The organism is Paenibacillus sp. FSL K6-1566 (genome assembly GCF_038050475.1).
Classification (GTDB): Bacteria; Bacillota; Bacilli; order Paenibacillales; family Paenibacillaceae; genus Paenibacillus_AQ; species Paenibacillus_AQ lactis.
In genome coordinates, this window is record NZ_JBBOSR010000001.1 from 1937894 (window position 1) to 1956827 (window position 18934).

The window sequence follows — 18934 nt, forward strand, 5'->3', positions numbered from 1 at the left end:
CTTCACTTCCGAGGCGAGAGTCTGAAGGATCAGATGTAATTCTGTTTAGAAGTGACGGTTGGTATCGAAGTGAATGAATATTTCGGGGAGGGTCTTGATGATGACAAAGAAATGGGCGATTGTAAGTCTCGTCATATCGATGGCGCTGTTTCTGTGGGGCTGCGGTAAGTCCGGCGGTACCGGCGGCGAAACCTCGGTTCTGGACGGAGGAGCCGGCGAGAACGCGACGGAGCTGTCCTATTGGACGTTCGTGGAGCTCCATGGACAGCATTTCGAGAAGATGCTTGGTAAATGGAATGCGGAGAATCCGGACAGGCAAATCAAGCTGAACGTTACCGTCATGCCGTATGACGATATGCATAACAAATTATCGATTGCCGTTCAGTCCGGCACCGGCGCGCCGGATATTGCCGATATCGAGCTTGGCAAGTTTCCGGACTTTCTGGCAGGCACGCCGCAGCTTGAACCGCTGAACGATGTTATTGATCCATACCGAGACACCCTCGTCCAGTCCCGAATCGACCTTTACAGCAAGGATGGCGTCAACTATGGCGCACCGACGCATGTCGGCGCTTCCGTAGCGTTTTACAACACCGAAATATTGAAGGAAGCCGGCGTGAATTACGAGGATATCGTCACCTGGGAAGATTTCAAGCAGGCGGGAATCCAAGTGTATGAAAAAACCGGAAAATATATGGGAACCGCCGATACGAGCGCTGCTTGGCAGGCTTCGATGTTACTTGCGCAGCAGGGTGCCGACCTGACCGATGAATCGGGCAATCCGATCGTAAATTCGGAGGAAATGGTGAAGGCGATGACGCTGCTGAAAGATTTGCAGGACAACAACGTCATCGCTACGATTGCCGGCGGGCAGCCGGATACGGAGGAGGCCTACGGCGAATTCAATGCCGGCAACTATGCGACGGCCTTTATGCCGCTGTGGCAGATGTCCAGATACACCAACTACATGCCTGACCTGTCGGGAAAAATTGCGATCGCTCCCATCCCTGTTATGGAGGAGGGCATGCCGAGGTCCGTCGGAGGCGGAGGAACCGGTACCGTCGTCACGAAGACCGCCAAGGACGTCAAGCTGGCGAAGGATTTCCTTGCTTTTGCCAAACTGTCGCTGGATGCCAACAAGGAAATTTGGAACACGCTCGGGTTCGATCCGGTCAATATGGATGTCTGGGAGATGAAGGATGTGACCCATAATCCCGAGAACCAGTTCGTGAAGTATTTCGTCAACAATCCGTTTGACGTGCTCAATGAACTCAAGGATGAAATCCGTCTGATTAAGTCAACCTCCGCATCGCCCACGATCAACAACGTCCTTTGCACAACGACCTTCAATGAAATATTCGAGGACGGGAAGGATATCGCCGAAGCTTTGAACGACGCGCAGAAGCAAATCGAGCAGGAATTGAAATAGCCTTGCCTTGATGGATATGCATTCAATCGAAAAAGGGCTGCCCCTATGACAGGGGCGGCTCTCTTCAAAAGGAGTAGGGTCCGATGATTAAAAAATTTCTATACTCCCAGAAGGTGGCTCCTTATGTTTTCGTCCTGCCGTTTATCCTCGTCTTTCTCGTGTTCTGGGTATACCCCCTCGGGAGCTCGCTCGGCATGAGCTTCCAGAAGATTCAGCTGGGCCAAGAGGCGTCATGGATCGGCCTTGACAACTACGAGAAGCTGGCGGGAGACGGCGTGTTTCTGAAGGCGGTGACGAACAGTGCGATCTATATGGTGCTTACGCTGCTTATCCTCATTCCGTTTCCGATGCTTTTTGCGGTGCTGATCAACAGCAAGCTGATGTGGGGAAGGGAGTTTTTCAAGTCGTCCTTCTTTTTCCCTGCGCTGACCTCCGTTGTCGTAGCCGGCACGATCTTCCGGTTAATGTTCGGCGAGATGGAAGGCTCGCTGATCAACAGCATATTAGGCTGGTTCGGCATCGACCCCGTCAAATTTTTGAAAGGTCAGGTGACCGGCTTTATCGCATTGCTGGCCTTGGCTACCTGGCGGTGGACCGGAGTCAATATGCTGTATTTTTTGTCGGGCTTGAAGAACATTCCGGATGAATATTACGAGGCGGCCTCGATCGACGGCGCGTCATCCTTTCAGAAATTCACGAAAATCACCATGCCCTTGCTGAAGCCGACAACGATTTACGTGCTGACGATCAGCATTTATGCGGGCCTGGCCATGTTCATCGAGAGCATGATGCTGTGGAACGGCAACAATTCCCCTAAAAATATCGGCCTCACCATCGTCGGCTACTTGTACCGCCAAGGAATCGAGAAGAACAATCTGGGATATGCCGCCGCCGTCGGGATCGTGCTTCTTGCCATTACGATGATCATTAATCTGACGCAGCTCAAGCTGTCGGGCATGTTCAAGAAGGAGGATTGACCATGAGACGGGAAACGGTGATCAAGGTACTGCTCTTTCTTCTCTTCGCGGTTCTTTGCTTCCTGATTCTGGTGCCCTTTTATGCGGTGACGATTGCATCCTTCAAGCCTGGCGAGGATTTGATCCGTTATGGGCTGAATCTGAAATTCGATCTGTCTGTAATGAACTTCGATAATTTTGCCTATCTCTTTACCGGCGACCATTCCTATTTTATGTGGTTTTTCAACTCGCTGCTGTTGACGGTGGTTCAGGTAGCGTTAACTTTGATTGTCAGCGCGACGGTTGCCTATGGATTTGCCGCATATGATTTCGTTGGGAAAAACCTGCTGTTCGTTTGCGTGCTTCTGATCATGATGGTGCCGTTTGAAATTTTGCTGCTCCCTCTGTACACGCTGACGTATAACATCGGCCTCATGAATTCTTATTCGGCTATCGTGCTGCCCGGCATCGCCAGTGCGGCCACCATTTTCTTCTTCAGGCAGTACTTGCGCGGCGTCCCGAAAGAGATCATTGCCGCAGGCCGAGTCGACGGCGCTTCGGAATACGGCATCTATATGCGGCTTATTCTCCCCGTCATGAAGCCTTCCTTCGCAGCAATGGCGATCCTGAACGGGATGAACAGCTGGAATAACTTCCTGTGGCCGTTCATGGTGCTCAGCGATGCGAATAAATATACGCTGCCAATCGGCTTGAAGACGCTGCTGACCCCATATGGCAACAATTATGACCTGCTGATTGTAGGCTCCTTTTTTTCCATCATCCCGATTTTTATTCTGTTTATTGCTTTCCAAAAATACTTCATCGACGGCATGACGGCGGGGGCGGTGAAGGGCTAAAGGGAGAGAAAAGACGGGGTTAAGTGCACATGGCCGTTGTCCAATTCGGCATACGTAGAGGGCACCCTTGCATCTGATCCGTCAAATCCTTTATGATACAAGGAAACCGAAGCTTATGCTTGCAGGTATGATGAATGAGGTGATGGAAGATGCATCCGGTGACCCGGACACTGCTTTGGATTGGCGGCGCCTTGATCGTCATCGGGCTGCTGTGGCCGGTAATCGGCCGCTTTATCGGGCGGCTGCCTGGCGATATCGTCGTGGATAAGCCGAATGTCAAAATTTATTTTCCGATCGTTACATGCCTGGTGATCAGCGTCGTTGGATCCTTGATCCTGTTTCTGATCCAGCAATTTCGCAAATAGGCGGACTTTCGGCACACACATTGAAAATATCCAAGAATAAGGATGGAAATGGATAAAAGATGATCCCTGTATCGTACAGGAATCATCTTTTTTAGTGCCTATTTGTATCGGTGAAGGTTGTAAATAGGTCTGTTCGCGTTCAGCAGCATACCAAAGAGGCTGCCCCGGGGTCTATGGACCTTTCGGACAGCCTCTTTGACTGGAAAGATGGAATCTCATCCATGCCGAATCGTAATTTCCGCACGGGGATCGAGGCCCCATACGATCGATTTAAATCGGGGCATCTCCAGTACGTGAACCCAATAAACAAGCTCTTCGGCTTGACGGGGAACAGGTAAGCGGTTCTCCTCCACATCTTCGCCTAAGACCGAGGTTCTCGGGTCATATCCCATCATGGCTTTGATGCCCTGCGCAATCTCCGCCGAGCTGGTGCATCGGATACGAATTTCCCGCTTCAAGGGAAGACGGGACGTTGTTAGCCGCCCGGTTTCCAGCGCCAAGAGGCAGGCGACTGCGGAATACATCGCCCGCTCCCAGCCTAGAAGCATCCCCGCCAGCGTTAACACCAGGAGGTTAGCCAGGATCTGAATATAGGGCAGCTTCAGATGGGCAAGCAGATACGACAGCTGCTGGGGCAGTTTGGGCATCTGCAGCGTATCCAGCACGACACCGTATCGAAGGCCGATGCCGATGCCCAGCCCGAGGAAAATGCCGCCGATGCCGGCGCTGCCGATCTTGCTGTCGACCAGCGACGGAATGGGAAAGAACAGCATCGAACAGATGGAAAACGTCAGCAGGCCGGCCGTAGCGATCAGTGCCCGCTCCCGGTCAGGCTGACGGTAAACAAGCAGCAGCAGGGGCAAGTTCAGCGCAAACAGGAACATGCCGGTATGAAGCCCCGTCAGATGCGCCGCAAGCGCAGATATTCCCGATACGCCGCCTGCAATGATGCCGCTTGGCACAAGAAACAGATCCAGGCCGAAGGCGGCGATCAGCCCGCCGATGATTGCCATGGCCAGCCGCCTTCCCGTGCCCTCCTTTTTGATTGCGCCCTGCACTTTGTTCATGGCCCTGTTCGGGACTTGAACCATAGGAAGTAACCCCTCCTTTATCCGCTGGCACTTTCATCCTTTAGCTTCGGTTTAACCGGTTTCTTCTCCTTGTAGTCTTTAAATTTAAAAATCTTATTCAGGAAGTTATACACATGCTTGGATTCTTTCGTCAGCAATGGCCCGAGAATCGCCAGGATCAGCACGTATAATGCGGCGAATGGCTGTATAAAGGCCGCAAGACCGCCGGCTTTTCCCATATTGGCGAGAATAATCGAGAATTCTCCGCGGGATACGATGGTCAGGCCGATATTCGAGGATGCTTTGGTTGATAATCCTGCGCTGCGGCCTGCAAGCATGCCCGCGATGAAGTTGCCGAGCAGGGTGATGACAACGGCGATCAATGACAGCCATACGGCTCCGCCAAGCTCGGAAGGTACAATCGTTAAACCGAAACTAAAGAAGAATAACGCACCGAAGAAATCCCGGAACGGCAGAATTAAATGCTCAATCCGTTCGCGATGCTCCGTTTCCGCCAGGACAAGCCCGACGAGCAGCGCACCGATGGCTTCCGCCACGTGAATGGTCTCGGCAAAGCCCGCAAGCAGAAATAATGCTGCAAATATAACCAGGGCAAACAATTCATTCGACCTGATATTAAGGACCTTATTCAGCAGAGGAACGGCTTTTCTGCCGACAATGATGACGAGCAGCATAAAGCCAAGTGCAATGACGGCTGACAGCAGCACGCCTCCGAGCGAGGAAGAGCCGCTTAGAACAAGACCGGACAGAATCGAAATATAGACGGCGAGGAACACGTCCTCGAACATAATGATGCCAAGAATCATTTCCGTCTCGGGATTTGCGGTTCTTCTCAGGTCCACCAGTACCTTGGCGACGATTGCGCTGGAGGATATCGTGGTAATCCCTGCAACGATGAGCGTCTCGGCGACTGGAAAGCCGGAGAATATCCCGATCATGAGCCCGAGCGTGAAGTTGATGGCAATATAAATGCTGCCGCCGATTACGATCGATTTGCCGGATTTAATGAGACGGCCGACGGAAAATTCCAGGCCGAGGTAGAACAATAGAAACAGCACGCCGATTCGGCCCATGAATTCAATGAGCTCGGCGCTCTCGATAAAGCGAAAATCCAAGTTGCCCCAGTGAAACGCATGCGGTCCTACCGCCATCCCCACCAAAATATAGAAGGGGACGACGGAAAACCGGAGTTTAGCGGATAACAGCCCCGCAAGGGCAATCAGGGCGATCGCCAGTCCGACTTCTAAAACCATATGATCCATTCATCAACCACGTCCGTTCATCAAGATTTGCTTAAATAACCGCTGCTGCTGACGCTCACCCACGACAACAAGGGTTGAATCGGGGGTAATGATCACGTCAGGGCCGGGATTGATTTGTTTGCTGTTTTTATCGACTGCTGCAATGACCGTAGCACCGGAGTGTTGACGGACGCCAAGATCGCCGATCGATTTGCCTGCACCATAATAATGGGGCTCGATGCGGTACCACTCGATAATCAGCTCATCGAGCGCCATGTCAATCGTCTCCAGCGCCTTCGGTTTATAGGTAAGACCGCCTACGATGGCAGCAATTTGGCGGGCCTCGTCATCATCCAATGAAATCATGGAGATGCTTTCCTCCGGATCGTCATATTCGTAATGGTACATTTCGCGGCGGCCGTCATCGTGAATAATGATGACCAGCTTATCTCCTCCACGCGTATCAATGACGAATTTTTTACCGATTCCGGGTAAATCTGTTTCACGAACATGCATAGGCTAACATCCTCCTGAAAAAAACATTCCGATAATTTTTATACATTCATTTTGCTGTAGGAAATAAAAAACGACTAGATATGAACAATAGCAAGCTTTTATGCGCAGCATGAAATAAACCTAGGGATTGTTGAATTTTAAACAATAGGCTGATTTTGCTTTATAATTATGGGATTATGGCATGTTTAAAAGGAACGCGGTCCGTGTTAGACAGCGAATCGGGAAGGTTGGCTAACGTAAATCGATGTATACTTAATGGGGAATAGAACCATAAGTCTGAGCCGACGCGGTATAATCGGCCGATAAGGCAGACGGATTTTGGGAATACGCTGCATCAGGGCGGCCGATATCATTAAGAACACCGGCATGGAGCTGCCAGCGGCCTTAAGCTTGGAGAGAATTTGCGAATGTTTCAGAGCAGCGGCTTTAGGATGCATGCTGTGCTTGTAGACATACTTCTCATCCACAGTTTCATCGGTGTAATACTCTTGAACGGGAATGTAGAGAGCAAATGCCGTAATCAGCACAAGAATAAGCATCCAAATCATTTTTGCCGACTTCAAGAAACGTTCCACGGGGATTCCCTCCTTTCGACCCAAACTTTCTATAAGTAATCATAACATAAAAATAATCGTTCTCAAAACGAGAACGATTATTTTTATTTCAACACTTTTACAGATCAATTGAAGTTTTGCCTGTATCTTTAATAATTGGAGGATATAGGCTTGAGACTGGCGGAAAGTAAGGACGCGGCCTTATTTCTCACGGAGTTTATCGTAATGATTCGTTTCAGGCTCCAAGTCCAAATCTTCCTCGTTTTCGTTTTCGAGCACGCCCAGGACGAGATCGTCCAGTTTGTCTGTAGCTGCTTGATCCGGACGGTCCGGTTCCGGAATCGGGTCCACGCCGGGAAATTTTCCGTCGTATTCAGGTTTCTCTTTGCTCATATCGGCCTCATTCCTTTCCGGCAATATTTTGGCACAAAGGGATCGGTTATATGTAACGATAAACCGCAAACCGGAAGGTGAAACGAAACTCATGATTATAATTCTTTTATATGAATCTTCTATATAGAATTATGCTAGAATGTTGAGGAATATTATCCCAGGAGGTCATCATTGCTGGACGAATTGCGAGCGCTGGGGGTTGTCGTATGGCGAATACCACTATCATAACGGAGGAGGCAGCTCCGGCAGCAAGTCTTCTTCCTCGAAGTCTACAACGCGCGCTTCGTCCAAACCGCAACCGAAACCGCAACCGAAACCAAAGGCTCCAACCTATGCAAAGTCGGATATTAAGGTATACGTTAACGGTAGTCTCGTGAAATTCGGAAGCCATCCGCTGATTTATAATAATACCAATTTGGTGCCGCTTCGTGAAATTGCCGAGGGAATGGGAGCCAAGGTTAACTGGAACAAGGAAGCCGGAGCGATTGGCGTCCAACGGGGAAGCCATAAAGTGACTTTGACCATCGGAAGCCGGACCGTATTCTATAACGGCAAGTCGGAATCCATAGCGGTCGCTCCCAAAGTTATCGATGGAGTGACTTATGTTCCGCTTCAGGTATTTGCCAGAGGTCTTGGTTCCAATGTATCTTACAGTGCCCGCGACGGGATTGTAAAAATCACCTATTAACCGCATCTCCACTTGAGTTCCTGTAATTTGATGCTCATGATGCGGCATAACGGAGATAAGCTATAATACAATGGATGGAATATTGGTGAAAGGAGGGGATCGTTCGCTTGAGTTTTTTCGATAAATTCAAGGCCGGCGTGTCCGATGCCGGAAACAAAGCGAAGATTTTAGTCGAAGTGAATAAATTAAAGCTGCAGAACAGCGGCAAGAAGAGCGATATCAATGAGCAGCTTCTTGAAATCGGCAAGGTCGTATATGGGGTTGCCGAAGCGGGACAGTGGCCCCCCGACCGGGAGAGCATCCAAAGCTATGTGGCCAAAATCCAAGAGCTGAAATTCGAAATCGAGCAAAATCAGCTGCAGATTGCGAATCTTACGGATGAAAAAGTATGCCGAAGCTGCGGGAACAACTCGCCTATTAACGCCAAGTTCTGTTCTCACTGCGGCAAGACTTTCGAGGTGATTCAAGTCGGCGAGGATCAGTCCGCCGATCATCTCCCGCTGCTGGAGCAGCCCGGGAGCGAGGACGAAAGAAAATAAGGAAGCCCGCTCACTTTCGATGTTCTGTCGGAGAAGGGCCGGTCAGCTTCTAGAACGGCTTGTAAAAATAGCCAGGGTCCAAATATCCAGGCGGTCCTGGTTATTTGGCTTGTTTTCAGGTTCTTTCAGGTTGGACGTTTTTATTTGATACCCTCGATTGCCGTTCCTGACGATACGACTTGCGTATCGAAAGGGACGGCTTTTTCATAGATCAGGCTAACCAATAAGCTTGGGGTTGCCTGTTTTTTGTCCGACGATCATCCTTCTAAAGAAAAAACGAAAAAGACCACTGCAGAAAAAATAACGATCTTACTCACAAAAAAATCGTTATATAGTAGTATTAGTTTACGAAGGGAGTGACAAGAACCTATGCCGATTAACAAGGCTTGTAAGAATGGGATTCAACGCGGCAAGGATAACGATCCAAGGCTGTTTGCTGGTAATGTTCTGTGGCTTCCTGTACTAGTCGTTCTGATCCTTCTCGTCACCGGCTGCATGGGTACGGGCGGAGCTAAAGAGGAGCAGCCTTCGGGAAACCCGAAGGCGAAGACGATCAACATTGTCATTTCCAATCTTGGCATGACGTTTCCGGCCGGGATGGACGAGAACGACAACCGCTATTTGAATTACATCGAGCAGAACACCGGGCTGGATATCCAAGTCAATACCCCGCCAACGGAAGTGTACAACGAAAAGCTCGATGTCATTATGTCCTCCGGCAATCTGCCGGATATGCTCCATACCTATGAGCCGGTATGGTTTGACAACTATGTCAAGCAGGGGGCGTTCATGCCGCTGGATGAGCTGATCGACAAGTACGGTCCCCATCTGAAGGAGAAAATTCCGGCTGAGGTGTGGGAACGGGTAAAATACGGCGGCAAAATCTATGCGATTCCGAGCCTGAACGAAGTGACAGGGGTAGAGCTGATGTACGCCAGAAAGGATTGGCTCGACCGCCTCGGCCTGGAGCCGCCCGAGACGCTGAACGAATATTACGAGGTGATCCGTGCCTTCGCCGAGGACGATCCCGACGGCAATGGCATACAGGATACCATCGGACTCATCTTTACTTCCGATCTGGGCAGGTCCTCTCCCTTCTTCGGTGCGTTTGGGACGCAGCTGAATGATACCTGGTTCGAACGTGACGGACAGTTGGTGTACGGCAGCACGCTGCCAGAAACAAAGGAAGCGCTTGCATTTTTCGCCAAGCTGTACAGGGAGAACCTTCTGGACCGGGAGTTTCCCCTCAATCTGCAAAACAATTTGTTCGAAAAAATCGAAGACGGCCAGGTCGGTCTGTTCTCGGCGACATGGTACGATACCCGGGGACCGATCGCAGCCAATATGAAAAAGGATCCGCACGCGAAATGGATTCCGCTTGAATATCCGATCGGGCCGGGAGGTCAGAAAGGGGTATACGGCAAGGATATTATTCGCGGATATAACGTCATCCCGGCGGAATCAAAGCATGCGGCTGAAGTTATTCAGCTTCTGGATTTCATTGCTGAAAACTATAAAACGCTGAAGCTTGGCTTCGAGAACGAAATCTGGTGGTGGCAGGACGGCAAGATTGTGACCGATTTTGCCCTGCATGACGAGCATTTGTACAGGGGGATTTATCAATCGCTTGTAGATGTGCCTGACGAGCTGCTGTTCAAGGAACGGCTGGATTCGCTCGGCGATTTCAATCTCTATGACAATTTGCAGCGGATCACCCCGAATATTATGCCAAGTGCCTTCTACGGGGTACCTACGCCGGCCATGGGCAAATACAGCAAGAAGCTGGGCACGATGGAAGACGTGTTCACGAAGATCATCATGGGCTTGGAGCCGCTCGACGCATTCGACGAGTACGTGAAGCAGTGGAAAGAGCAAGGAGGAGATGAAATTACGAAGGAAGTGAACGAGTGGTATGCGAAACAAAAGTAACAGGCCCGGTCAAAGGAGGCGAATCGGATGATCACGATGATTCGCTGGATCCGGGACCGGTTCTCGCAAAATATTCAAGCCCGGCTGACCGGTTATTTTTTGCTGATATTGCTCCCGCTTGTCATCATCAGCCTCTTTGCGATCGAACGGTCAAGGGACATTCTGTATGAGCAGGCGGTGGAACGGACTGAAATGGCGCTGTCCTCCGCGATGAATCATTTCGATCTGGCGCTGCAGAACGTGGAGGAAATTTCGACACTGATTGCCGCCGATCCGACAATGAATGAAATGCTGAACAAGAACAGCATGGACTTTTCGCCCCAGTCCATCGTCGATTTCTCCGACATTCTGAAGCAGCTGTCTTATTTGGTATCCGTGAACCGGTATGTATCCCATATCGCGGTATATCACCAAGCCTCCAACATGTTTATCAGCACGCATTACGGAGGGAAAAAGCTGGCGGGCGAGCGGCAGCAGGAATGGCTCGTGGAGGCGGCGAGACGCAATGGGACCGGGATTTCCTACGTCATGTCCGAGTTCCCGGTGACGGAGGGGGTCACCTTCGGCCAAATGACCAACTCCGACAGCGTCTCCCTCATCCGGGCGATGGATCTGTACAACGGCGAGCGCAAGTCGAATCTACTCGTCGTATCCTTCAATAAAAGCAAGCTGCTCAACATTATCAAAACGCTGCTGCCTTCCGAGAACAGCAGGATTTCTCTGCTGAATGAGCGAGGCGAAGTCGTGGTGGAGACCGGGAGAGCACGAAGCCGGGATATCGCCGAGAAGGACATGACCGTTACGATCGATTCCGAATATTCCAACTGGCGCCTCGCCTTGGTGCAGCCGAAGAGCGAGCTGTACAAGGAGACGGACCAGCTGCGGTTGTTCACAGTGGCAATCATCGGGCTGAGCATCCTGCTTGCGATCATCATCTCCTGGGTTGTTTACAGCGGCATCGCTTCCCCGGTGCTGAAGCTTTCGCGGGGGATGAAGCGCCTTAGCAGCGGAGAGCTCAATATTCATGTGGATACGAAACGGAAGGATGAGTTCGGATTTCTGATCCAGTCCTTCAACAAAATGGCGCTGGTTCAGAAGCATCTGATCGAGGATCACTACGAGCAGCAGCTGCGGTTAACGACAACCGAGCTCAAGTTTTTGCAGTCCCAGATCAACCCGCACTTTTTGTACAATACGCTCGACTCGATCTATTGGATGGCCAAAAACTATGACGCGGACGAAATCAGCGAAATGGTGATGAATCTGTCGAAGTTCTTCCGCCTGAGCCTCAACAAGGGCCGCGAGGTGTTCACCATGGAGGAAAGCATCGAGCATCTGCATTACTATTTGCGGATTCAGCAGCTTCGCTTCATGGATAATTTTACGGTCGAATACCGGATCTCCGAGGACAGCAAGCAGGTGCCGATCCTGAAGCTGCTGCTGCAGCCCCTGGTGGAGAATGCGATTATTCACGGCATGGAAGGCAAAACATCGGGAGGAAGCGTCGTCGTCTCCAGCTGGATTGAGAAGGGCCAGACCGTGATGATCCGGGTGGATGATAATGGTCCGGGGATCGAACCGGATCGTCTGCGTTACATCCAGCATGAGTTGGAGAAGATGGGCATGCGCAGCGTGCCCGCCTCCTCGCAGGATGAGGAGCATGTGAAGGATTTATTCGGTTTGCGCAACGTGCTGAGCCGGATGAAGCTGTATTACGGGAAGGAGGCGGAATTATCGGTTGCGAGCGTACGAGGCGAGGGTACGAGCGCGACGATCGCCATTCCATTGGACCGCTGCAGGGATGACATGTTGGGGAGAGCAATGCCCGAAAAGGAGAGGACATAAGCAATGAATCTGATCATCGTAGAGGATGAGCCAAGGCTGCGCAACGCGCTGGCGCATAATATCCCTTGGGAGAAGCATGACATTGAAGTCGTTGGATTGGCCGCGAACGGGCTGGAGGCGCTTGAGCTGATCGGCAGGAAGAAGCCGGATATCATGCTGATCGATGTGCAAATGCCCGAGATGGATGGGCTGACGCTGCTCCGGGAGCTGAAGGAGCGGCGGGAGATTGGCAGCTTGACCAAGCTGATTATTTTGAGCGGACACGATAACTTTGAATTTGCTCAGCTTGCGCTGGAGTACGGGGTGTCCAAATATTTGCTGAAGCCTGCCGGCGAGGAGGAGATCTTGGAGGCGGTGCTGGAGGCAAGACGCTCCCTTCGCAGCGACCTGGAGCAGTGGCAGCGCAAGGCGGCCCTCGAGCAAAAATGGAAGGATAACCTCCCGCATCTGCAAAACCTGTTCTTCATTCAGTGGGTCGGCGGGAAATACACGAAGGAGGATGTCCTGAAACGGAGCCGGGAGCTCTACATTCCGCTGCGGGAGCAGGACCGGATTGCCGTTGCCGTCGTCGATCTCGATCCCCTTTCCGAAGAAGAGACCCGCTTTAAGCCGGGCGATATGGAGCTGCTGCAGTTCACGATGCTGTGCCTGGCCAAGGAGCTGCTTACGGATCCTTCCTGCTGGATCACCACCGATTCGAGCAATATGCTGCTGCTCGTGTTCGTCGTGGACGCGCAGCAGGACGTGAAGGACGCCATGCTGCGCATCAACTCTGAGGTATCGCGGCTTCTGTCCTCGACGAAGGAGGTGCTTAAGCTGACCGCAAGCGCCGGCATTAGCGCCGCCACCGGCGAGCTTGATGATATGGGGCTGCTGTATGCGCAGGCCTGCCGGGCGCTGCAGGAGCGGGTGGTGTACGGCCATGACCTGGCCATCCCGTACCGGGAGCCGCGGCCGGACGACGGTCAGGGGCAGGGGGTCATCGTACAGCCGAACCTGGAGAAGTCGCTTGAAATCGCGCTGGACACGGCGGATGTGGAGAAGGCGATGGAGGCCCTGAAGGAATTGTGGGACGACCTATTTACAAAGCCGGAATCCTCCGACGACTTCCATGAAGCAGTCCTCTATATGAACAGCTTCTTTACCCGGCTCATCCAAAAGCAGGGCTGGACGGTCAAAAAGGTGGTGGGCGACGATATCGTCTTCTTCCAAAACGTCAAGCTGCTCAGTACCAAAATGCAAACCTGGTCGCTCCTGGAGCGAACCGTCAAGCATATCACCGCGTTCATGAGCGAGCAGCGAAAATCGACCAGCCACCAGGTCGTAAAGGACATCTTGAACCTGGTGGAGGCCGAGATGGATCAGGATATCACCCTGCATATGGTGGCCGACCGGCTGTATGTCAACTCTTCGTATTTGAGCCGCCTGTTCAAGCAGGAGATGGGCGTGGCCTTCTCGACCTATGTCCTCGAGCGCAAAATGGAGCGGGCCAAATCCCTGCTGCAGGAAGGGGCGAAGGTGTACGACTGCGCGCGCCTGGTCGGGTACCGGGATGTCAGTTATTTTACCAAGGTGTTTCGTAAGTATTGGGGGGTTAATCCGGGGGAATTCAAGGGGTAGGCGCAAGGCGGGGAGGATTGCTTTAATGCTTAAAGCGTCTGCTCCGCGTGCGTATCGCAGCTTAATCGCCGGGTGTCTGCATAGATGAATAAGGTCCGCTCCGCGTACGTATGGCTGCTTAATCGCTGGATGTTGCATAGATGAAAAAGGTCCGCTCCGCGTACGTATCGTTCCTCCAATCGCTGTTGTGGCTGAATTTCCTGGAACTATTAGTGAGCGCGGGAGAAATTCAGCCCCAAAGGCGACCGCTGCCGCTTTTCCGGAATCGATTCGTCCGCTCCGCTGGGTTAATGCAATGAAGGCAGCGTCCCTCCCCACCTTGGTGGTGGGGGAAGGGGGGAAGGCGTAGCGCAGCAGGGCCTGCTGCTGAACTTGTTAGTTGCTCCGCGTACGTATCGTTCCTCCAATCGCTGTTGTGGCTGAATTTCCTGGAACTATTAGTGAGCGCGGGAGAAATTCAGCCCCAAAGGCGCCCGCTGCCGCTTTTCCGGAATCGATTCGTCCGCTCCGCTGGACTGGTGCAATCGAGGTGGCCCTCCTCCCCACCTTGGTGGTGGGGGAGGGGAGAAGGCGTAGCGCAGCAGGGCCTGCTGCTGAACTTGTTAGTTGCTCCGCGTACGTATCGTTCCTCCAATCGCTGTTGTGGCTGAATTTCCAGGAATTATTAGTGAGCGCGGGAGAAATTCAGCCCCAAAGGCGCCCGCTGCCGCTTTTCCGGAATCGATTCATCCGCTCCGATGGGCTGTTGCAATCGAGGTGGCCCTCCTCCCCACCTTGGTGGTGGGGGAGGGGAGAAGGCGTAGCGCAGCAGGGCCTGCTGCTGAACTTGTTAGTTGCTCCGCGTACGTATCGTTCCTCCAATCGCTGTTGTGGCTGAATTTCCAGGAATTATTAGTGAGTGCGGGAGAAATTCAGCCCCAAAGGCGCCCGCTGCCGCTTTTCCGGAATCGATTCGTCCGCTCCGATGGGCTGTTGCAATCGAGGAGGCCTTCCTCCCCACTTTGGTGATAGGGGAAGGGGGGGAGGCGTAGCGCAGCAGGGCCTGCTGCTGAACAATTAAACTGCTCAGGGCGTGATTTACTTGAGCGGTTTTTACGTGTGCATTGTGTTGGCAGGTAAAATAAAAAACCGGCAGAGGGAATCCTTCACCGGTTCATTACACAATATGTTACGTCCAAGCCCATAAAAAGCCGTCCCGATCCCAAGCGATCCGACCGCCGTGCAGCTTGCGGAACGCTTTTTTCACGTCTTTCGATAAGGACGGGTTTCCGTTTTCATTAACAAAAACGAACTGTTCCCCGAAATGCTCCTTTACGTACGCGATCGCGTCCTCCTGACGCAACGTTCCGGTGAATCGAATTTCTTTTACCATCCACTCGGCGACTTCCTGTGCTGTTGTTTCCAAGTGAAATCACCTCCGTTCAGTTACATATCATACCAAATAAATCACACCCAATGATAGTTTTTCTCTTTCATTCGCAGTAGTTCGAATAGGTAAGATTAGGGAGCATCCTTTTGTGAAAAACACTGAAGAAAATGTTGTACAAATTGTTAACCGTAATGGTTAAGCGCTCCCCTCCGATTGCTATGAGGGCTTAACCACTCCAACCAAGAGCCGCTCAAGGCGTAAAACCTGAGCGGCTCTCCCCCTCCCCCCAACCAGCAGGGGGAGGGGAATCCAGCAGCAAATCAACGGCAGGCATCCCCACAAGGACAAAGCTTCAACGGAGCAGGCGGAATGGTGCTGTAGAAACGAAGTGTTCGCCTTTGTGCCTGGATTTCTCCCATTAGAAATATGAGTTCAAGAAATCCAGGCACAACAGCGATCGGAAGGATCATCCGCAAGCGTAGTGCTGATTCACTTCCAATGTTTAGAAGGATTATCCGCATGCGGATTACAATGAGCTTCCCAACCAAGAGCCGCTCAAGGCGTAAAACCTGAGCGGCTCTCCCCCTCCCCCCAACCAGCAGGGGGGAGGGGATTCCACCAGCGAATCAACGACAGACATCCGTACCAGGAGAAAGCTTCAACGGAGCAGGCGGAATGGTGCTGTAGAAACGAAGTGTTCGCCTTTGTGCCTGGATTTCTCCCACTAGAAATATGAGTTCAAGAAATCCAGGCACAACAGCGATCGGAAGCAGCATCCGCATGCGAAGTGTTGATTTACTCTCACTATCCGAAGGGCCATCCGCATGCGAAGTGTTGATTTACTCTCACTATCCGAAGGGCCATCCGCAAGCGAAGTGCTGATTTACTCTCACTATCCGAAGGACCATCCACATGCGTAGTGATGAAGCACTACCCGAATCCCCACCTAAGAAGCTGCTCAGGGTGTGAACACCTGAGCGGCTCTCCCCCTCCCCCAACCAGCAGGGGGGAGAGGAATGCACCAGCGGTTCAACCATAGGCATCCCCACAAGGAGAGAGCTTCAACGGAGCAGGCGGAATGGTGCTGTAGAAACGAAGTGTTCGCCTTTGTGCCTGGATTTCTCCCATTAGAAATATGAGTTCAAGAAATCCAGGCACAACAGCGATCGGAAGCAGCATCCGCATGCGAAGTGTTGATTCCCCTCAGTAAGCAGCATCCGCATGCGAAGTGTTGATTCCCCTCAGTAAGCATCATCCGCATGAAAGTGATGCCTTTCTCTCGTCACATCCAATGACCTCACACGATCATTACATTCCCCCCTGCTGAACACAACATCAGATTACCATAAATAGTAATGATCCTCGCCTACTCAGTCCCTCCGCCCGGAATTACAATGTGAAATAACCAAGGAGATTGAAAGACACAGAAAGGGGGAGACGATGACATGAAACCCGCAATCGAACCAACGAAGACGCCGGACGGTTCCGCAGCGCCGCGCATCCAGTCCAAACAGAGAAGAGGGTACTGGGGCAAGCTGGGGACGGATATTTGGAAAGAGTGGGATCTTTATTTGCTGCTTGTGCCGGGCATTTTGTTCCTGCTGCTGTTCAAGTACACGCCGATGTACGGCATTACGATCGCATTTAAAGATTTCAACATATTCACAGGATTTGCCGACAGCCCGTGGGTGGGATGGAAGCACTTCGAGAAGCTGTTTACGTCGCCGGATTTTGCCCAGGTATTCAAAAATACGGTCATTATCAGCTTCCTGAAAATCGTCATCCTGTTCCCCCTCCCCATCATCATCGCCCTGATGCTGAATGAGCTGAGGAATATGATGTTTAAGCGCACGGTGCAGACCGTGATCTACCTTCCGCACTTTTTGTCCTGGGTTATCGTTGGCGGATTGTTCATCGATTTGCTCTCGACGAATGGCGGGATCGTAAATAAATTGCTGGTCAGCATGGGCATGGAGCCGATCGCCTTTTTCTTGGACAACAGTGTATTTCGGAGCGTGCTCATTACGTCGGCGGGCTGGAAGGAAACGGGCTGGAGCACGATCGTCTATCTGGCTGCCTTCACCATGATTGATCCGATGCTGTACGAAGCGGCCAAAATCGATGGAGCCGGAAGATGGAAGCAGCTGTGGCATATCACGCTGCCCGGCATCGCGCCGATCATTATCCTGATGTTCATCCTCCGCCTTGGCAACGTGCTGGAGGCCGGAACCGAGCAGATTCTCGTCATGTACAACCCGGTCGTGTATCAGGTATCCGATGTCATCGGAACCTACGTTTACCGGATGGGTCTAGGCAACCAGGATTACAGCTTCTCCACAGCGGTCGGGCTGTTTGAAGCGGTGATCTCCTTCACGCTCGTGATCGTCGGGAACACGATGAGCCGAAAATACTTGCAGCGCGGGATTTGGTAAAGAAAGGGTGGCATGAAATGGATCATAAACAAGCACTGGAAGGAACCAACACCACCCGGGGCGTCATTAAGATGTCTCTGTCGGAAAAATGCTTCAACGTCTTCAACTACGTCTTTTTCATCGTGATGGGATTGACGACACTGCTGCCGTTCGTGAACCTGATCGCCAAATCGCTGAGCAGCGAAGGGGCCGTCATTTCAGGCAAGGTGGGCTTGCTGCCGGTCGGCGTTCAGTTTGAAACGTATAAATATGTGCTGCAGGATTCGATGTTCCTGAACTCGCTGAAAAATTCGATCCTGCTGACCATCGTCGGAACGGCCTGCAGCCTGCTGCTGACGACGATTACGGCTTACCCGCTATCCAAATACCGGCTGCGCGGACGGAAATGGCTGCTCTTGATGTTCGTCTTCACGATGCTGTTCAGCGGCGGTCTCATTCCGACGTACCTCTTGATGCAGAACTTGAACCTGGTCAATACGTTCCCGGTCTTGTTCCTGCCAGCGATGGTGAATGTGTACAACATGTTGATTATCAAAAACTATTTCGAAGGGCTGCCGGACTCGCTGGAGGAATCGGCCAAACTGGACGGCGCGGGCAATATCCGGATATTGGTCTCCGTCATCCTGCCGCTGTCCCTGCCGGTTATGGCAACGATTGGATTGTTCTTCGCGGTCGCCTTCTGGAACGATTACTTCGCGGCGATGATTTATATCACCGATCCGGGACTGAAGCCGATGCAGCTGTATTTGAAGGAACTGCTGGTATCCTCCAGCGGGGATTTTCTGAAGGATAACGTGGATGCGGCGATAAATACGACCCCGCAGTCCATTCAAGCCTCTTCGATTCTGCTCGCGACGATTCCGATTTTGCTCGTATATCCTTTCCTGCAAAAGTACTTCGTGAAGGGTGTGCTGGTCGGTTCGGTAAAAGGGTGATTTCAGGGTAAAAGGGTGATTTCAGAAAAGAATGTCATCAAAAAAGAGTTACTCCGGGGAATGGATGATTGCTGCACGATGATCGGCGTCGACGCTCGGACGACAAGCCATGTCAGGAAAAGAACGCCTTCAGGAAGAGGCCGATTCCTAGGACCGTAAAGGTGGTGATGCTTCA

The 18934-nt window shown here is 51.9% G+C and carries 17 protein-coding genes; 11 read left to right on the top strand and 6 right to left on the bottom strand.

What is annotated here, in order from left to right; translation table 11 throughout:
- Window positions 1-100 precede the first annotated feature (100 nt).
- The 4 genes from NST08_RS08255 (at window position 101) to NST08_RS08270 (ending at window position 3607) form a co-directional block, all read left to right on the top strand.
- Window positions 101-1429: an ABC transporter substrate-binding protein gene (locus tag NST08_RS08255; RefSeq protein ID WP_341035044.1), complete on the top strand. Its 1329-nt coding sequence runs from the start codon at window positions 101-103 to the stop codon at window positions 1427-1429.
- 83 nt (window positions 1430-1512) lie between these two features.
- Window positions 1513-2406, top strand: coding sequence for a carbohydrate ABC transporter permease (locus NST08_RS08260; protein ID WP_007129298.1), 894 nt, complete (start codon window positions 1513-1515; stop codon window positions 2404-2406).
- Window positions 2407-2408: 2 nt separating this feature from the next.
- Window positions 2409-3242 carry a carbohydrate ABC transporter permease gene (locus tag NST08_RS08265; RefSeq protein ID WP_007129299.1) on the top strand — a complete coding sequence of 278 codons (834 nt, stop codon included), beginning with the start codon at window positions 2409-2411 and terminating at the stop codon, window positions 3240-3242.
- Window positions 3243-3391: 149 nt separating this feature from the next.
- Complete coding sequence (locus NST08_RS08270) at window positions 3392-3607, top strand: DUF2905 domain-containing protein (RefSeq protein WP_028405035.1); 216 nt, start codon at window positions 3392-3394, stop codon at window positions 3605-3607.
- A gap of 215 nt (window positions 3608-3822) precedes the next feature.
- Here the strand turns inward: NST08_RS08270 and NST08_RS08275 are convergent, their stop codons facing one another.
- The 5 genes from NST08_RS08275 to NST08_RS08295 form a co-directional block, all read right to left on the bottom strand.
- Window positions 3823-4698, bottom strand: a complete 876-nt coding sequence (locus NST08_RS08275) for a YitT family protein (protein ID WP_251537877.1) — start codon at window positions 4696-4698, stop codon at window positions 3823-3825.
- A gap of 17 nt (window positions 4699-4715) precedes the next feature.
- Window positions 4716-5960, bottom strand: coding sequence for a cation:proton antiporter (locus tag NST08_RS08280; protein ID WP_007129302.1), 1245 nt, complete (start codon window positions 5958-5960; stop codon window positions 4716-4718).
- A 3-nt stretch (window positions 5961-5963) separates the two neighbouring features.
- Window positions 5964-6455, bottom strand: coding sequence for a cation:proton antiporter regulatory subunit (locus tag NST08_RS08285; RefSeq protein ID WP_007129303.1), 492 nt, complete (start codon window positions 6453-6455; stop codon window positions 5964-5966).
- A gap of 206 nt (window positions 6456-6661) precedes the next feature.
- Window positions 6662-7030 (bottom strand): hypothetical protein, encoded by a 369-nt coding sequence (locus NST08_RS08290; protein WP_007129304.1) that lies wholly within the window; start codon window positions 7028-7030, stop codon window positions 6662-6664.
- 180 nt (window positions 7031-7210) lie between these two features.
- Window positions 7211-7402: a hypothetical protein gene (locus tag NST08_RS08295; protein ID WP_210095609.1), complete on the bottom strand. Its 192-nt coding sequence runs from the start codon at window positions 7400-7402 to the stop codon at window positions 7211-7213.
- 139 nt (window positions 7403-7541) lie between these two features.
- Here NST08_RS08295 and NST08_RS08300 point away from each other — a divergent pair, with 139 nt between their 5' ends.
- From NST08_RS08300 to NST08_RS08320, 5 genes are all read left to right on the top strand, one after another.
- Window positions 7542-8090 carry a copper amine oxidase N-terminal domain-containing protein gene (locus NST08_RS08300; protein WP_341341673.1) on the top strand — a complete coding sequence of 183 codons (549 nt, stop codon included), beginning with the start codon at window positions 7542-7544 and terminating at the stop codon, window positions 8088-8090.
- Window positions 8091-8197: 107 nt separating this feature from the next.
- Window positions 8198-8629: a zinc ribbon domain-containing protein gene (locus NST08_RS08305; RefSeq protein ID WP_007129307.1), complete on the top strand. Its 432-nt coding sequence runs from the start codon at window positions 8198-8200 to the stop codon at window positions 8627-8629.
- Window positions 8630-8998: 369 nt separating this feature from the next.
- Window positions 8999-10558 carry an extracellular solute-binding protein gene (locus NST08_RS08310; RefSeq protein ID WP_341341674.1) on the top strand — a complete coding sequence of 520 codons (1560 nt, stop codon included), beginning with the start codon at window positions 8999-9001 and terminating at the stop codon, window positions 10556-10558.
- A 27-nt stretch (window positions 10559-10585) separates the two neighbouring features.
- Window positions 10586-12403 carry a sensor histidine kinase gene (locus NST08_RS08315; protein ID WP_341341675.1) on the top strand — a complete coding sequence of 606 codons (1818 nt, stop codon included), beginning with the start codon at window positions 10586-10588 and terminating at the stop codon, window positions 12401-12403.
- Window positions 12404-12406: 3 nt separating this feature from the next.
- Window positions 12407-14023, top strand: coding sequence for a response regulator transcription factor (locus NST08_RS08320; RefSeq protein ID WP_341341676.1), 1617 nt, complete (start codon window positions 12407-12409; stop codon window positions 14021-14023).
- 1168 nt (window positions 14024-15191) lie between these two features.
- Here NST08_RS08320 and NST08_RS08325 read toward each other — a convergent pair.
- Complete coding sequence (locus NST08_RS08325; RefSeq protein ID WP_007129311.1) at window positions 15192-15428, bottom strand: DUF6953 family protein; 237 nt, start codon at window positions 15426-15428, stop codon at window positions 15192-15194.
- A 1409-nt stretch (window positions 15429-16837) separates the two neighbouring features.
- On the opposite strand from NST08_RS08325, the gene NST08_RS08330 reads away from it, so the two are divergent.
- Both NST08_RS08330 and NST08_RS08335 read left to right on the top strand, forming a co-directional pair.
- The gene (locus tag NST08_RS08330; protein ID WP_144873022.1) at window positions 16838-17824 is read left to right on the top strand and encodes an ABC transporter permease subunit; all 987 of its coding nucleotides are present in this window, start codon (window positions 16838-16840) and stop codon (window positions 17822-17824) included.
- A gap of 17 nt (window positions 17825-17841) precedes the next feature.
- Complete coding sequence (locus NST08_RS08335) at window positions 17842-18759, top strand: carbohydrate ABC transporter permease (RefSeq protein WP_144873019.1); 918 nt, start codon at window positions 17842-17844, stop codon at window positions 18757-18759.
- Window positions 18760-18934: the final 175 nt, after the last annotated feature.

Bases quoted from the DNA above. Each gene is read 5' to 3' on its own strand.
- NST08_RS08275 (WP_251537877.1), bottom strand. From the start codon at position 4,698: ATGGTTCAAGTCCCGAACAGGGCCATGAACAAAGTGCAGGGCGCAATC.
- NST08_RS08300 (WP_341341673.1), top strand. From the start codon at position 7,542: ATGTTGAGGAATATTATCCCAGGAGGTCATCATTGCTGGACGAATTGC.
- NST08_RS08310 (WP_341341674.1), top strand. From the start codon at position 8,999: ATGCCGATTAACAAGGCTTGTAAGAATGGGATTCAACGCGGCAAGGAT.
- NST08_RS08295 (WP_210095609.1), bottom strand. From the start codon at position 7,402: ATGAGCAAAGAGAAACCTGAATACGACGGAAAATTTCCCGGCGTGGAC.
- NST08_RS08320 (WP_341341676.1), top strand. From the start codon at position 12,407: ATGAATCTGATCATCGTAGAGGATGAGCCAAGGCTGCGCAACGCGCTG.
- NST08_RS08260 (WP_007129298.1), top strand. From the start codon at position 1,513: ATGATTAAAAAATTTCTATACTCCCAGAAGGTGGCTCCTTATGTTTTC.
- NST08_RS08265 (WP_007129299.1), top strand. From the start codon at position 2,409: ATGAGACGGGAAACGGTGATCAAGGTACTGCTCTTTCTTCTCTTCGCG.
- NST08_RS08315 (WP_341341675.1), top strand. From the start codon at position 10,586: ATGATCACGATGATTCGCTGGATCCGGGACCGGTTCTCGCAAAATATT.
- NST08_RS08270 (WP_028405035.1), top strand. From the start codon at position 3,392: ATGCATCCGGTGACCCGGACACTGCTTTGGATTGGCGGCGCCTTGATC.
- NST08_RS08280 (WP_007129302.1), bottom strand. From the start codon at position 5,960: ATGGATCATATGGTTTTAGAAGTCGGACTGGCGATCGCCCTGATTGCC.
- NST08_RS08330 (WP_144873022.1), top strand. From the start codon at position 16,838: ATGAAACCCGCAATCGAACCAACGAAGACGCCGGACGGTTCCGCAGCG.
- NST08_RS08255 (WP_341035044.1), top strand. From the start codon at position 101: ATGACAAAGAAATGGGCGATTGTAAGTCTCGTCATATCGATGGCGCTG.
- NST08_RS08335 (WP_144873019.1), top strand. From the start codon at position 17,842: ATGGATCATAAACAAGCACTGGAAGGAACCAACACCACCCGGGGCGTC.
- NST08_RS08285 (WP_007129303.1), bottom strand. From the start codon at position 6,455: ATGCATGTTCGTGAAACAGATTTACCCGGAATCGGTAAAAAATTCGTC.